The organism is Streptomyces sp. NPDC005423 (assembly GCF_040606415.1).
Lineage (GTDB): Bacteria > Actinomycetota > Actinomycetes > Streptomycetales > Streptomycetaceae > Streptomyces.
This window is the reverse complement of the sequence record NZ_JBEXET010000029.1, coordinates 53304-68635: the sequence shown is the minus strand read 5'-3', so window position 1 is coordinate 68635 and position 15332 is coordinate 53304. Positions and strand designations below refer to the sequence as shown.

The following is a 15332-nucleotide window of genomic DNA, read 5'->3' as shown; positions in this document are numbered from 1 at the left end:
CCCGGACACCTGCCGTACCGTGTGCCGTGCGCGCTGCGCCACGCGAGACACACCTATCGTCACGTACAGCGACCGACCCGGTCCAGTGAGTCGACCAGTACAACGCGATCTGTATCAGCGCCGGACCTGCCGACGGACCGTCAACTCCAGGCACAGTGACGGTCATGTCAGCCCCCCACACCCAACACCCCACGTCGGTCCGTACGTTCGCGCAGCGTTTCTCCGCCACCCGCCGCGGCGCCCGCCTCGCCCGGCTGCTCGCCGCGCACCAGCTCACCGAATGGGGACACCCGCACGGCACCACCACACACGACACGGCCGTCCTCGTCGTCGCCGAACTCGCCGCGAACGCGGTCCTGCACGGCCGCGTCCCCGGAAGGGACTTCGCCCTTCTCCTGTCCCACGAGGAGAGCCGGGGCGTCGTCCGCATCGAGGTGACCGACACCCACCCCGCACAGCCGGCGCGGCTGGCTCCCGGCCCGGACGAGGACGGGGGCCGCGGCCTGCTCCTCGTCGACGCCCTCGCCGCCGACTGGGGCGTACGGGACCGCCTCGGCCCCGGCAAGACGGTCTGGGCCGAGTGCGTCCTCGGACCCGGGCGCTGATCCGCCGCTCAGTACGGTGCGGGACGGCTCGGTCCGGTCAACACCGCGTATCCGTAACGCTGTTACGAGCGTCAGCGCGTCGTGCAACCAACCGGTGACGACGGTCGCACCGGCTCCACGAAGTGATCTATCGTGACGTTGCATCCACCGGTACCGGGCCTGCGAGCCTGTGGACTTCCCGGAAAGGGAGACCGGCGGCCGCAACTCCGTTGCCGAACAAGTGCGATGTCGCCAGGCCGGGACAACACCGCGGCGACAGCCCCGACTTGGGTCGTAAGTCTAGAGAAGGCGAGCTCAGTGCATCCGCTCGATGGAACTGATCCGGTACAGATAGGTCGGTACCGTCTGGTAGGCAGACTCGGGCAGGGCGGCATGGGCCGGGTGTACCTCGCCCGCTCGCCGGGCGGGCGTCCGGCCGCCGTGAAGGTGATCAACGACCACCTGCAGAACGACGAAGGGGTGCTGGGCAGGTTCCGGCGCGAGGTGGAGACGCTGCGTACGGTACGCAGCGCGTTCACCGCCACGCTCATCGACGCCGAGGTGGCCACGTCGCCGTACTGGCTGGCCACCGAGTACGTGCCGGGGCCGACCCTGCACACAGCGGTGACGGCGACGGGCCCCTTTCCGGCGGATCTGTGCCGGGTGCTGCTGGCGGCCCTCGCCGAGGGACTGGTCGACATCCACGTCCATGGCGTGTGGCACCGCGACATCAAGCCGGACAACGTCATCCTCTCCGCCACCGGTCCCCAGCTGATCGACTTCGGTATCGCGCGGAGCCTCGGTTCGCCGGTCCTCACCCAGGTCGGCACCTCGGTGGGCAGCCCCGGCTACATGGCGCCGGAAACCCTCACGCACGGTGAGACCGAGGCCGCCGCCGACGTCTTCGCTCTCGGCGCCACGCTCGCCTTCGCCGCCACCGGCCGTCCGCCCTACGGTGTCGGCCCCATCGCCGCGGTCTCCTACCGGTCCGTGCACGAAGACGTCGACCTGAAGGGCGTGGACGCGGACCTCGCCGCTCTGATCGCGGCGTGCATGCACCGCGACCCCGCCCAGCGCCCCGATCCGCAGAAGATCGTCGAGATGTGCGCGGCCCACACCGATCTCGTGCACCACCCCGTCTACCAGCGCGCCCTCGCCGCGGGCGCGGGCGCGGGTGTGGCCGGGGCGCCCGCGACGGTGGCCGACGGCACGGGCACGCTGAGCGAACGCCCCGCACATCCCGCGACGGTCGTGGCGACACAGTTCAGCCCCATGACGTACGGCGAGGCGGGCGCCCCGCACGCCTCCACGGGCGGCTTCGGGGCGGCTCCGAGTGGCCTTCCCCCGCACGCCGCTCCCGTGCCGGGCGCTGCCCCGGGGCGCGGGCGCACCGTGCGGCTCGTCCTGGCCGGCTCCGCCGTGGTGACAGCGGGCGTCGTGGCCGTGACGGTGCTCGCGCTGCACGGAAACGGCAGCGAGAGCCACGCGTCCACACCCGGGAAGTCGTCGACGGCCTCGGCTCGCACCGGCGCGTCGAAGGTTCCGGCAGGGGCCACGTCGAGTCCGAGTCCGACGGCGTCGGCCACGACCGGGAGCGGGGCGCGCCTGCCGGACGTACTCGTCGTCCGGGCGCGGCACCTGCTGAACGCCGGGGATTCCCTTCAGACCCGACGCACCAGGCTGCTCATGCAGCCGGACGGCAACCTGGTGCTCTACGACGAGAACGGCAAGGCGCGCTGGGCCAGCGACACCTCCGGCGACGGTCTGCGCGCCCTCTTCCAGGAGGACGGCAACTTCGTGATCTACGACGCCGCGGCCAAGCCGGTGTGGGCCAGCGATTCGGCGGGGCACCCGGGTGCCGTCCTCAGCCTGTTGCAGGACGGAAACGTTGTCATCCGGCAGGACAGCACAGTGGTGTGGCAGACCGGCACCGCGCACTGACGACGAGCGCCGGCCCTGCGACCGACACTCGCCCGTGTCCGGGGTCGACCGAGTAGTCCTCAAGGATCATGAACACCCGGTCGACGAGATCGCCGAGCGCCCCCTGCACGCGTTGAGCGTTCCCCTCTCAGACTCAACTCGCCTTTCTGGCAACGGAGTTCAGGCGTTCTTCAGGTAGGCCGCCAGCTTGCCGATGAGGCGGGCGGCGTCGTCCAGGCCGAGGGCCGTCTCGCCCAGGTCGCCGGCGAGCAGCTGCCGCAGGGCCTGCCCGGCCTCCTGGCCCTCCCGCTGCCCGGGGGCGTCGGACCAGGGGCCGGGGACGGTCGTACCCCGGTATCCGACGGGGTCGCCCGCGCGGGGTGTGCGGTAGCCGGTGAAGTCGGCGGCACCGTGGACCGGTCCGGCGGCCGGGGTCTCGCCGGCGAGGAACTGGATCCGGGAGAGCTGGGTCAGGTCGGAGCCGTTGTTGCCTTCGATGGTGAGGCGGTAGTGGGCGTAGGGGGCGGGGGAGGCGACGGAGTACTCCTTCGTCTCGTACCGGTCCCGGAAGCGTTCGCCGGTGCGGGAGTCCAGGCGCGTCCAGTGACGGCCGTCGTGCGACCCCTCCAGCTTCCAGTCCTGCGGATCCCGGTCGACGGCGTCGTTCGCCGAGGTCAGCCGGTAGGCGGCGACGGCGGCGGGCTGCGCGAAGGTGAAGTCCAGCTCGGGGGTGTCCTCGAACGCCAGCCACTTGTTCCGGGACTTGTTGAGGAGGTTCCTCGCCACCTCGCCCCCGTCCTCGAACTCGTTGCTCGCCTCGACCTCGGTGACCGTACGAGTGATGTCCTGGAGCTCCCCGACGGGTTGCCGCACCTGGGGGGCGCCGGCGGAGTTCGCGGAGGTCAGGGCGACCGAGGCGGTGTTGCCGCGCCGGTCGGTCCAGGACACGCGTTCCGCCAGCGCCCCTCCGTCGTCGAGCAGCAGGCGCAGCTCGCCGGCGGGGGACCAGGCTCCTTCGCGCCCCTCCTCGGTGGAGAACCGGTGCAGCCGGGCCCCGGCCGTGCCCTCGGGGTAGGTCCACCGGTCGGCGAGCGTGCCGCGGTACTCGGCGACCGCGCCGTCGGCGGTCCTGCGGTGTCCCAGGAAACCGGAGAGGTCCGCGCGCAGCCCGATCGCCGCCTCCGCGCCGTCCGCCCCACGCCAGGAGACATGGGCGGGCATCGCGCGCTCGCCGGTGTCGATGTGGAGGAGGAGGCGGGGAGCGGGCTGCCACGCGGTGGAGCCGGGGGCGCGGACCTCGGTGCCGAAGGCGACGACGGACCGGTTGGCCCCCCGGGCCGCCATCGCGCGCTCCGCCCGGTCCCGGTCGTGTGCGGGGGCCACGGTGACGGCACGCAGCCGCAGCAGTGCCTCCGCGCCCTCCGGGCTGCGGATCTGGAGAACGTTGTCACCGGCGGTCAGGAGTTCCCCCGGCACACTGAGGACCGTGTCCTGCGGGTCGTTGTGTTCCCGGCCCGCCCCGTCCTCCGTGATCGCCAGCCGCTCCGCGAGGGCCTTGCCGTTGAGCAGCACGTCCATCGCGGCGCTCGCGCCGAGAACGGTGACGGTGACGACGGCCTCGGCGATCTTCTCCCGCTCGCCCACCGTGAAGTCCACCGTGATGTGTCCGCCGGGGCCCAGCGCGAGGTGCGAGGGGGCGATCCCGCAACGGTGGTGGGTGACCACGGCGTTCGACAGCCTGGCCGGGTCGGTGGAGAAGTCGGCGAATACGGCGTCCATGCTGGTCCTTACGTCGTCCGGGGCGCACCGGTGGGACCGGTCGCGCTGTGCCGCCTAGCGGCCCTGGCACTTGCAGAACGTACCGGGAGCCACTGACAACTCAACGCGCGCGCCCCCGACTTGGGCGCCCGGCCGGGCCACCGAACCGTCCGGGCAAGGCCCGACGCCGACCGGAAACCACCGCACCCCGGCGGCCCCGGACCGGCCGCCTGCGCGTCATCCCCGATGACAGCGCGTCACCCGCCGTCGCCGCCCCCCTGCCCTCCGGCACGCAGCTCCCTCCACTCGCTCGGCGGCAGGCCGTACACCGTGCGGAAGGTGCGGCTGAAGTGGGCCGGACTGGCGAAGCCCCAGCGGCGGGAGACGGCCGCGACCGTGGGGGGCGTGCGGTCGAGGCGGGTCAGGTCGCGGGCGGACTCCTCCAGGCGGCGGCGCTGGATCAGGCGGGTCACGGTGATGCCCTCGTCCTGGAAGAGGCGGTGCAGATAGCGGACCGAGATCTGGTGGGCGGCCGCGATGGTCTCCGCGCAGAGGCCGGGGCCGGCGAGGTCGCGGTCGATGTGGGCGCGGATGCGCAGCACGAGGTATCCGCGGGCCGTGTCCGGGTTGGCGGCCGGGAGCGGGGCCCGCTCGGACGCCAGGGCGGTCAGCAGGTCGGCGACACCGTTGGCCAGCCGGGCGCCGACAGCCGCCGAGTAGGTGTGCGGGGAGGCGGCGAGGGTGGTCAGGAACGGGCCCAGCACCGCGCCCACACCGTCCGCCGTACCGGCCGTGGTGCCCGTGACGCGGCGCAGGTCGATGTCGGGCAGGGCCAGCGCGCGCCGGGGCAGCCGGAACGCGTGGGTGGTGAACGGCTCCGGGTGTTCCAGCCGGTACGGGCGGGAGGTGTCGTAGACCAGCAGGTCGCCCTCGGCGGCCTCGGCCCGCCGGCCCGCCTGGGTGAGGACGGCCGGACCCGACGCCTGGACGCCGACCACCACGTACGCTCCGGGGGCGCGCGCGACGAGCGGCTCGGTGCGGCTGATTCGTACGGCGTCGGCCTGCACCGTCGCCACCTGGAGGCAGCCGAGGCGGCCGGTCGTGACACGGCCCGTGAACGGCCCCTCGCCGAGCGGTGTGACGGTGGCCGGCACCAGCGCCCTGTCCAGCGTCTCGCGCCAGTCGGCGAGCCGGTCCCGGTCGAGTGCGGGGGCGGGGGCGGACGTCAGGTACGGACTCAAGTGGCTCTTCCCTCCGGCCGGCCGTGCGTCACGGCGGGAGACGCCCTGGCCGACCCGCCCTGAGCAGCCAACCAGCCGGGCGGCGCGCGCTCCAGGCACATCCCAGGCAGAAAGAGCGGAAGCGCCGGCGGCGGAAGCCTCAGCCGCCGAGGCCGGCCAGGTGGGCACGGGCCTCGGCGGTGAACTCGGGATCGGCCGTGGGGCCGAGCGCCACGCACCGGGCGTAGGTCTCCCTTGCCTCCTCCTCGCGGCCCGCCGCCAGCAGGGCACGCCCGAGGTAGACCAGCGCGCGGGTCTCCATCGCCGTGTTGCCGCTGTCACGGCTGCCGGCGCCGGCAGCCCGCAGATGGGCGAAGGCGTCGTCCCAGCGCCGCATCAGGGTGCAGGCGCGCCCCGCGCCCATGTCGAGGGCGATCCGGGTGATGTGGGCGATGCTCGGCTCGATCCGGTCGCCGGCCCGGTCGAGCAGCGCGAGCGTGTCCAGGAAGGACTCCAACGCCTCCTCGCCCAGGCCCTGTTCCAGCAGGCTGACGCCGTTGTTGTGCATCGTCTGGAACGAGCCGTGCACATCACCGGCGGCCTCGAACAGCCGGGTCGCCTCCCGGTTGTGGTGGGCGAGGGGAGCGAAGTCCCGCAGCATGCGATGGGCCACGGCCGCGTAGTAGTGGGCCCACGCCTGCTGCGACAGGTCCCCGGCGCGCCGGGCGGCGGCAAGGGCTTCCATGGCGACCGCGACACTGTCGGCCGGACGGTTCTCGCAGGCTGTCAACGCCCAAGCGTAGTAGTTGAGTTGAGTGGCCTCCGGCAGCGGGTCGCGCAGCGCGCGGGCGGACCGGGCCGCGGTGCCGAACACCTCCGGCCAGTGGCCCCAGAAGATCCACTGGTCGGAGAACCAGTGCAGTGCCTCGGCCACCTCCACGACCGTGGCGTGTTCGCCCGCGTCCGCGGCGGCACGGAACGCGGCCAGCCAGCCCGCGGCCTCCGCCCGCAGCCACTCCCGGGCCCGCTCACGGGTGGAGAGGTCGACGATGCCCTGCCAGTCGGGCGGCGGGGCGCCGTGGTCCGGCTCGTACCAACGGCCCGCCACGACCGCCGTCTCCAGCAGCCAGCGGTGCATCGCGGTACGCGCCCGCGCTGTGTCCTCGGCGTACTCGGCGTTCCCGGTGTTCCCGGCGTCCTCCTCGGCTTTCAAGCGGGTGCGGGCGTACAGGCAGAGCAGGTCGTGCAGGCGGTAACGGTCCCGGTCCGTGCCGAGCAGACCGGTCTCGACCAGCTCCTCCAGGGTGTCCTCGGTCTCGAACAGCGACTGCCCGGTGAGCCGCGACGCGCAGGCCGCGCCGACGTCCGGGCCCTCGACCAGCGAGAGCAGCCGGAACAACCGCGCCCCGGCAGGCGTCAGCTGACGGTACGACAGGTCGAAGGCGGCCGAGACCCGGACGTCACCGGCGGCCAGCGCGTCCAGCCGCCGCTCCTCGAAGGCAAGCCGGTCGGCGAGCCGCCGTACGCTCCAACCGGTGCGGGTGGCAAGCCAGTTGCCCGCCACTCGCAGGGCCAGCGGGAGGTGTCCGCAGCGCTCGGCGACCTCGGCGAGGGCGGCCGGGTCGGCGGCGGACCGCTCCTCGCCCACCAGCCCGGCGAGGAGGACGGCCGACTCCGCCGGGCTCAACTCGCCCAGTGGCAGCCGGTGCACGCTGTCCAGCCCGGTGAGCATCCGGCGGCTGGTGATCACCACCATGCCCCTGCCGGTACCGGGCAGCAACGGGCGGACCTGGGCCTCGTCCCGGGCGTTGTCCAGCACCAGCAGACACCGCCGCTCGGCCAACAGCCGCCGGTACAGCGCCGGATGACCCTGCGGGCCCGCCTTCCCCAGCTCCCGGTCGGCCACCCCGAGCGCCTTGAGCAGGGTCAGCAGCAGCTCGGCCGGCGTGGGCGGGGCGTCGTCCATCCCCCTTAGATCCACGCTGAGTTGACCGTCGGGGAAGCGGTCGGCCAGCTCCCGGGCGGCATGCAGGGCGAGCGTGGTCTTGCCGGTGCCGGGCGCCCCGGAGACGGCCGCCACGAGCGACTGACGGGGGCCCCGACCCACGCCGCCCGACCCGCCACCACCCACCGGCCCGCCACCGGAGACCGAACCGCCACCACCCACGGGCCCGTCACCGGAGACCGGTCCCGCCCCGGCAGCCGGCCGGTCGGGACCCGCACGGCCCTCGTCCGTCACCACCAACTCGTCGGCCAGTCGCGCCAGTTGCGCCAGCTCCCGTTCCCGCCCCACGAAGTCGTCGATCCCACGCGGGAAGGCACGTACGCCCAAGGGGCTGTACCCCGGCGCGCGGCCGGAGCGCGCGGCGGACAGGAGGTCCTCGCGGTCCCGTTCGCCGAGGCCCAGGCCGTCGGCGAGCGCGGCGACCGTGCCCCGCTGGGGGGCCGTCCGCCGCCCCCGCTCCAGGTCCCCGATGCCGCGCACGCTCACCCCCGACGCCTCGGCCAAGCCCTCGATGGTCAGCGACGCCCCGAGCCGCAGCTCCCTGAGCCGCGCCCCGAACGTCGCGCTGTCCCCGGCCACCTCGGTCCCTTCGCGTGCGACACGCGCGGGCCGGACCGCTCGCGCGTGATCACGAGAAGTCTAAAGGGGTCGATATGTCACTGTGCTGTGTGTATCCGCACGACGCTAGACCCCCGCACGGCAACCGGCTTGACCCGCAGCGCACACCTCGATGCCTGTAGGCGCACTACGCACCCCCCCGTCCGCCACCGCCGCCCCTCTCCCCTCCCCTCCCCTCCGGCGCTCCTGGGCAAGCCCCCGTGCGCCCCCGGGTACGGGCGGCCGTACGGTCCCGTTCTAGCCTCGGACCGGGTGGGGCCGCCGGGCGCCGCCCGAGCGCGGTGAGAGCGGGAGCGAGGAGCCGGCATGAGCACGGACGAGCGGACGGCCGGGGCCGTCCGAGGCGGTCGGGGAACCCGGCGGGGGCTGCCCGCGGCCACGGGGGCGAGGTGGCGGACCATGGGCGGCCGGGACCCCGGCGAGCCGCACCGCACCGCCACCTCGCTGGAACTCTTCTTCGACCTGTGCTTCGTCATCGCGGTCGCGCAGGTGTCCGCGAGCCTGCACGCGGCACTGGACGCCGGCGCGTACGGCACCGGTCTGCTGCGCTTCGCGATCGTCTTCTTCACCATCTGGTGGGCGTGGATGAACTTCACCTGGTTCTCCTCCGCCTACGACCCCGACGACATCCCGTACCGGCTCGCCGTCCTCGTCCAGATCACCGGCTCGCTCGTCCTCGCCGCCGGGGTGCGCCGGGCCTTCGACGACGGTGACCTGCGGGTCATCACCATCGGATACGTGGTGCTGCGCACGGCGCTGGCCGCGCTCTGGCTGCGGGCGGCGCTGGCCGACCCGGCCCGGCGGCGCACGACTCTGCGGTTCGCCCTCGGAGTCGTCGTCTGCCAGGTCGGCTGGGTCGCCCTGCTCGCGGTGCCGGCGGGAGCGCGGCTGCCCGGCATCGCGGTGCTGGTGCTGGCCGAGGTCGCGGTCCCGGTGTGGGCCCAGTCCGCCGGGATGACGCCGTGGCACCCCCACCACATCGCCGAGCGCTACGAGCTGTTCACGCTGATCGTGCTCGGCGAGTCCGTCGCGTCGGCCACCGTCGCCGTCCGCGACGCCTTCGACCGGCACCAGGGGACCACCGCGCTGTACGCGACGGCGGGCGGCGGCGTACTGATGGCCTACGCCATGTGGTGGCTGTACTTCGCGAGCCCGGCCTACACCCTGCTCGCCACCACGCACCAGGCCGACCGTAGACGCTTCCCCTGGGCCTACGGCCACTACCTGGTCTTCGCCTCGGCGACCGCGGAGGGGGCCGGCCTCGCCGCCTACGCGGACCACGTCACCCGGCACGGCGCCCTCTCGCAGACGGCCGCGGGCGCGGCGGTCACCGTCCCCGCGGCCGTCTTCCTCCTCACGGTCTGGGGGGTGCACCTACGGCCCCAACAGCGCCGTACCTACGAGTGGTTGGTGTTTCCGGGCGCGGCGGCCGGCATCCTGGCGGCCGCGTGGTCCCCGGCGCCCGCGCTGGTCGCCGGGGCGCTGCTGGCCGGGCTCGTCGCCGTGATCGCGGCACCGCGGGCGGGGCGGGACGTCGCGGCGGAGGGCGCGGGCTGACCCCGCGAACGGCGCCGGGCCGCCCGCGCCGAAGGAGCCCGCGGGACGGGTCTCCTTCGGGCAGCGGCCCGGGCGGCGGGAAGGGGACGCGTCAGCTCGTGGCGCGTACCGCGTCGAGGATGAGGCCGGCGACCGTCTTGGGCTGCGAGACCGCCACGGCGTGGGACGCGCCCTCGACCTCCAGGACGACGGCGCCGGCGCGTTCGGCGCCGAACCGCTCGACCTCGGGGTTGATCGCCTGGTCGGCGCCGGAGACGAGGGCCCAGGAGGGCTTGGTCTGCCAGGCCGCGGCCGCCGCCGTCTCGCCGAACGCGCCCGCGGCGAGCGGGCGTTGGGTCGCGGCGAGGACCGTGGTCACCTCGGCCGGGACGTCGGCGGCGAAGATCCCCGGGTAGGCCTCGGCCTTGATGGAGACCTCGGTCGCGGGCTCGGCGCCGTCGACCGGGTACGTCCACTCCTTCAGGTTGGAGACGAGCGGCGACAGGGCGAAGCGGCCCTGCAACTCGCCCAGGCTCTCACCCTCTTCGAGGACGTAGGCGGCGACGTAGACCAGGCCGACCACGTTCTCCGCGGTGCCGGCCACGGTGATCACCGCGCCGCCGTAGGAGTGGCCGACGAGGACGACGGGGCCGTCGATCTGGGCCGCCACGGAGGCGATGTAGGCGGCGTCGGACGCCAGGCCGCGCAGCGGGTTCGCCGGGGCCAGGACGGGTATGCCGTGGCTCTGCAGTTCCGCGACGACGCCGGACCAGCTGCCGGCGTCGGCGAAGGCACCGTGCACGAGGAGGACGGTGGGGGTGCTGGGCATGGGGAAAGGCTCCTTGTGGTGCTTCGTGGTCGGTGGTCGGTGACCGTGCTGAGCGGGGTGGGCTCAGTTGTCGTGCAGGGCGGCGCGGAGGGTCGTGGTGGCGAGGGTGATGGCGGCCTGGGCGGCGTGGGTCTCGCGCAGGGCGTTGAGCATGACGAAGTCGTGGATGATGCCCTGGAACCGGACGGCGGTGACCGGGACGCCGGCGCTGCGGAGCTTGTTGGCGTAGGCCTCGCCCTCGTCGCGCAGCACGTCGGCCTCACCGGTGATGACGAGGGCCGGGGGCAGACCGGTGAGCTGTTCGGTGGTGGCGCGCAGGGGGGAGGCGGTGATCTCGGCGCGCTGGGCCTCGTCGGTCGTGTACTGGTCCCAGAACCACTGCATGCCGTCGCGGCGCAGGAAGTAGCCGGTGGCGAACTGGTGGTACGAGGAGGTGTCGAAGGCGGCGTCGGTGACGGGGTAGAAGAGGACCTGCCGGCGGATGGTGACGTCGCCGCGTTCCTTGGCCATCAGGGTGAGCGCCGCGGTCATGTTGCCGCCGACGGAGTCGCCGACGGCGGCGATGCGGGTGGGGTCGAGGTTCTTGGTGGGCCCGTGGGTGGTGATCCACTGGGCGACCGTGTAGTTCTGCTCGATCGCGGTGGGGTAGCGGGCTTCGGGGGAGAGGTCGTACTCGGGGAAGACGACGGCCGCGTTGGTCTCGGTGGCGAGTTCGCGTACGAGGCGGTCATGGGTGTGGGCGTTGCCGAAGACCCAGCCGGCGCCGTGGATGTAGAGGATGACGGGGAGGGTGCCGGTGCTGCCGGCGGGCTTGACGATGCGGGTGCGGACGGTGCCGGTGGGGCCGCCGGGGATGGTGATCCACTCTTCGTCGACGTCGGGCGCGGTGACGGGACCGGACTGGACCTCGTCGACGGCCTTGCGGCCTTCGGCGGGGGCGAGGTCGAAGAGGTAGGGCGGGTTCGCGGTCGCCTCGACGAAAGCCTGGGCGGCCGGTTCCAGCACGGGCTGGACCGGCTCGGCGGTGTGGGACATGGGGGTCTCCCTGAGTTCGCGGACGCGGCGCGCGGCCGTGGAATGTCACGCTAAGCCGGGACGACCCGCCCCATGTGCCCGTCAGCGCACGGGGACTCGACCCACAGCGCACGGAACGGACGCATCCGGCGACCGGTCGGCGCGAGCCCGCTCCGACGCCGCCCGGTTCCGCCCTACGGTGCGGCCGGGTCGGGGTACTCGGCCGCACCGTCGTGCTCAACGGGCGGTCAGGCTCCACAGATGGTCAGCGGTGCCGTTGTCGTCCCACTGGAGGACCTGCGCGCCGGACGCGGTGCTCATGCCGGTCACGCCCAGCAGCAGACCGCTGTTGTAGTTGGCGATCTTGTACGTGCCGTCTCCGGCCGGGATCAGCTGCCAGAGGTGGTCGGCGGTGCCGTTGTCGCCCCAGATCAGGGCCGTACCGCCGGCCGCGGTGCCCGCGCCGGTGATACCGAGCAGCAGTCCGCTCGCCTTGTCGGCGATCTTGTAGAGGCCGGAACCGGCGGGCGTCAGCGTCCAGGACTGGCTGGTGCCGGTGCTCGGCGCGGCCTGCACCACCGCCGTGCCCTGGGCGGTCGCCGCCCCCTGGGTGTCCAGGGCGAGTCCGCTGTTCCTGTTCTTGATCTGGTACGTCCCCGCGAGCGAGGTCGAGGTGCCGCTGGGGGTGATGACCAGGTGGTAGCCGTCGGAGGCGTTCGTCGTCACGGGCACGGTGACCGAGCCGTTCGACACGGTGTAGTCGGCGTCGGAGACGGTGATCGGCGCCGGCACGGCCGTGGTCCGGCCCTTCGACGGCGTGTACTCCAGCTTGACGTGCACGGTGGTGCCGAAGGCGGAGAGCGAGCCGAGCCCGTTGACCTGGACGGCCGTCGAGCCGGTCCCGCCGCCGAAGATGACGCCGATCCGCTTTCCGTCACCGGTCAGCGCGGCGGCGCCGTCCAGGCCCGTCTGGGACGGGGGTGTGGTGGCGAGCATGGTCCCGGACAGGTCGCCGTACCACTTGTAGAGCCAGTACGCCCCGTTGGGCGAGCCGCCCGTGTCGGTGAGGGTGTCGCCGAGGGTGCCGTAGTGGTTCCAGAAGGCGAGTTCGGCGTCATGGACCCCGGCCCGTTCGAACTTGGCGACGTATCCGGCCAGCGGGCCGGGCACGCCGACCTCGCTCGTGGTGCCGTACTCCTCGATCGAGATCGGGCGCGGGCTGATGCCCAGGCTCGATTCGAGGGAGCGGTACGCGGCCACGTGGGCGGCGATGTTCTGCGCGCCCTGGAGCTCGTGCCAGCTGACGATGGAGGGGAGGGTGCCGCTCGCCTTGGCGTCGGTGAGGAAGGTGCTCATCCAGCTCTGGTTCCAGGCCGAGTGACTGGGGCCCTGGATGGGTGTGTTGGCGTCCTTGGCGCGGACCTCACGGTACGTCGTCGCCCAGCCGGCGTCGAAGACGCCGGCCGCCGAGGTGTTCCAGGTCCAGTCGGGCTCGTTCCACAGCTCGTAGGCGCTGACGTTGGTGGCGCCGGAGGACTTCACGGCGGCGACCTGCTTGTCGACGGCCGACAGCCAGTTGCTCCAACTCACCCACTGGTACGGGAAGTTCGGATACCAGTCGGGCATCCGCACCACCACCTGGGCGCCCGCCCGGGCCGCCTTGGCCGCCACGGTCAGGGCGTCGCCCGCGGGCTTCGGCTCACCGTTGGGCAGCTGCGAACCGCCCGGCGCCATCTGTACGAAGGTGTTCGGCTTGAGTGGGGCGACCAGGCTGTCGGCGGGGGTGCTCGCGTCGGCGAGGCCGTACAGGCCGCCGCTCGCCGCGTGGGTGACCGGGCGGAGGGTCTGCGCCGCGTTGACGACGAGGGTGGTCGCGGCGGTGGGGGCGGCGCCGGCCGGGGGCGCGGTGCCCAGCGCGGCCGTGGCCGTCAGGGCGGCGACTCCGACGGCGGCGGCCCAGCGGCCGTAGGACGGTGTGGGGTGCTGCTTATGATCAGGGCATGTCAAGCGGCTCATCGGGGCTCCTGGGAGGAGGGGGCGGGGGAGGGTGGCGGTGCCTCAGTCCTTGACCGCGCCGGCGGTCACGCCCGCGGCCACATAGCGCTGGGCGAGGACGAGAAGGACCGCCGCGGGGACGGAGGCGACGACGGCGGTGGCCATGATCGCGTTCCACTCCTGGTTGTTGTTGCCGATGTAGTGGTAGATGCCGAGGGTGATCGGCCGCCAGTCGCCGCCGCCGTCAAGGGTGTTGGCGAAGACGAAGTCGGACCAGGCCCAGAGGAAACCGAACAGGGAGACCGTGACCACCGCGTTGCGGCTCACCGGGAGGACGACCGACCAGAAGGTGCGGAAGGTGCCCGCGCCGTCGATCCGGGCCGCGGCCGTCAGCTCGCCGGGGATGCCCGACATGAACGCGGTGAAGATCATGACGCCGAACGGCACGGCGATCGTCGAGTCGGCGACGATCAGCCCCCACCAGGTGTTCAGTATCCCCAGGTCCAGGAAGACGCCGTAGAAGCCCATCGCCATCACGATGCCCGGGATCATCTGGGCGATCAGCAGGACCAGGCCGAGGGCGCCGGCGCCGCGCGGGCGCAGCCGGGCCAGGGAGTATCCGGCCGGGGCGGCGAGCACGAGGGTGAGCGCGACCGTGCCCAGACCGATCAGCAGGCTGGTGCCGAGGTAGGGCAACTGGTCGTCCAGGACGGCCCGGTAGCCCGCGAAGGTGGGGCGCAGCGGGATCAGGTCCGGCGGGGACTTGCGCATGTCCTGCTGCGGGGTGAGGGACACGTTCAGCATCCAGTACACCGGGAAGAGCATCAGCGCGGTCAGCAGCAGCCCGATGAGGGTGTGACGACGGCCGCTCGTACGGGACTTCACGCTTCCTGCCTCCTCTGGACGCGGACGTACAGCAGCCCGAAGGCGAGCGCGACGACGATGAGGAGATCGCCGACGGCGGCACCCGGCCCGAACTTCGGTAGCAGCGTGCCGAATCCGAGCTGGTAGGACCAGGTGGCCAGGGTCGACGAGGAGTCACCGGGACCGCCCTTGGTCATGATCCAGATCAGGTCGAAGACCTTGAGCGTGTAGACCAGTCCGAGCAGCAGGGTGATCGCCGACACCGGCCGCAGGAGCGGGAAGGTGATGCGGCGGAACCGCTGCCAGGGGCCCGCCCCGTCCAGGGCCGCCGCCTCGTACAGCTCGGCGGGGATGTTCTGCAGCCCGCTGTAGAGGATCACCAGGTTGAAGGGGATGCCGATCCAGATGTTCGCCACGATCACCGAGGTCAGCGCCCAGTGCGGCGAGGTGAGCCAGCCGACCGGGTCCAGGCCGATGAGGTGGAGGCCGTAGTTCACCACCCCCGACTCGCTGTTGAACATCCACGACCAGGTCGACGCCGACACGATCAGCGGCAGCAGCCATGGGATCAGGAAGAGCGCGCGCAGGGTGGCGGCCAGCCGGAAGTGCCGGTCGAAGAAGACCGCGAGGGCGAGCCCGGCGGTGTACTGGAAGACCAGCGACCCGAAGGTGAAGACCATCGTGTGGCGCAGCGCCGGGCCGAACATCGGGTCGCCGAGGATCTTCGAGAAGTTCGCCCAGCCGGAGTACGGCGCGTCGCCCGACACGAAGGACCGGACGGTGTAGTCGCGCAGGCTCAGATCGAGGTTGCGGTAGAGGGGAAAGGCGTAGAAGGCGGCGAGATAGACGAGGAGCGGGGTCACGAAGGCGAGGGCCGTCAGGCGGGCTCTGCGCCGGTACCGGCGGCGCAGGAGAAGGGGATCGGCGGCAGCCGTCCGCGAGAGGGCCGGTGCTCGCCGCGGACGGTCGACCCGGGCGACGCTCATACC

At 72.9% G+C, this 15332-nt stretch carries 11 protein-coding genes; 3 read left to right on the top strand and 8 right to left on the bottom strand.

The window, feature by feature from the left end:
- Positions 1-164: 164 nt before the first annotated feature.
- Both ABZT12_RS26695 and ABZT12_RS26690 read left to right on the top strand, forming a co-directional pair.
- Positions 165-605, top strand: coding sequence for an ATP-binding protein (locus ABZT12_RS26695; RefSeq protein WP_356389134.1), 441 nt, complete (start codon positions 165-167; stop codon positions 603-605).
- Positions 606-902: 297 nt separating this feature from the next.
- A complete protein-coding gene (locus ABZT12_RS26690) occupies positions 903-2525 on the top strand; it encodes a protein kinase (RefSeq protein ID WP_356389132.1) in 1623 nt (540 codons plus the stop codon).
- 159 nt (positions 2526-2684) lie between these two features.
- Here the strand turns inward: ABZT12_RS26690 and ABZT12_RS26685 are convergent, their stop codons facing one another.
- The 3 genes from ABZT12_RS26685 to ABZT12_RS26675 form a co-directional block, all read right to left on the bottom strand.
- Complete coding sequence (locus ABZT12_RS26685) at positions 2685-4283, bottom strand: alpha-1,2-mannosidase (protein WP_356389130.1); 1599 nt, start codon at positions 4281-4283, stop codon at positions 2685-2687.
- A 236-nt stretch (positions 4284-4519) separates the two neighbouring features.
- Positions 4520-5503 carry a helix-turn-helix domain-containing protein gene (locus tag ABZT12_RS26680; protein WP_356389128.1) on the bottom strand — a complete coding sequence of 328 codons (984 nt, stop codon included), beginning with the start codon at positions 5501-5503 and terminating at the stop codon, positions 4520-4522.
- 139 nt (positions 5504-5642) lie between these two features.
- On the bottom strand, positions 5643-8066 hold the full coding sequence (locus ABZT12_RS26675) for a helix-turn-helix domain-containing protein (RefSeq protein WP_356389126.1): 2424 nt from the start codon (positions 8064-8066) through the stop codon (positions 5643-5645).
- A gap of 345 nt (positions 8067-8411) precedes the next feature.
- On the opposite strand from ABZT12_RS26675, the gene ABZT12_RS26670 reads away from it, so the two are divergent.
- Positions 8412-9662: a low temperature requirement protein A gene (locus tag ABZT12_RS26670; protein WP_356389124.1), complete on the top strand. Its 1251-nt coding sequence runs from the start codon at positions 8412-8414 to the stop codon at positions 9660-9662.
- Positions 9663-9753: 91 nt separating this feature from the next.
- Here ABZT12_RS26670 and ABZT12_RS26665 read toward each other — a convergent pair whose 3' ends face one another.
- The 5 genes from ABZT12_RS26665 to ABZT12_RS26645 all read right to left on the bottom strand — a co-directional run bounded on the left by ABZT12_RS26665 (position 9754) and on the right by ABZT12_RS26645 (position 15329).
- Positions 9754-10470 carry an alpha/beta hydrolase gene (locus tag ABZT12_RS26665; protein WP_356389122.1) on the bottom strand — a complete coding sequence of 239 codons (717 nt, stop codon included), beginning with the start codon at positions 10468-10470 and terminating at the stop codon, positions 9754-9756.
- Positions 10471-10533: 63 nt separating this feature from the next.
- Positions 10534-11505, bottom strand: a complete 972-nt coding sequence (locus ABZT12_RS26660; RefSeq protein ID WP_356389120.1) for an alpha/beta hydrolase — start codon at positions 11503-11505, stop codon at positions 10534-10536.
- A gap of 216 nt (positions 11506-11721) precedes the next feature.
- Entirely contained in the window at positions 11722-13500 is a 1779-nt protein-coding gene (locus tag ABZT12_RS26655) for an RICIN domain-containing protein (RefSeq protein WP_356389118.1), read from the bottom strand.
- A 42-nt stretch (positions 13501-13542) separates the two neighbouring features.
- Positions 13543-14364, bottom strand: a complete 822-nt coding sequence (locus ABZT12_RS26650) for a carbohydrate ABC transporter permease (protein ID WP_356389115.1) — start codon at positions 14362-14364, stop codon at positions 13543-13545.
- The gene (locus tag ABZT12_RS26645; protein ID WP_356389113.1) at positions 14361-15329 is read right to left on the bottom strand and encodes a sugar ABC transporter permease; all 969 of its coding nucleotides are present in this window, start codon (positions 15327-15329) and stop codon (positions 14361-14363) included. Before ABZT12_RS26645 ends, ABZT12_RS26650 begins: the two co-directional genes overlap by 4 nt.
- Positions 15330-15332 lie beyond the last annotated feature (3 nt).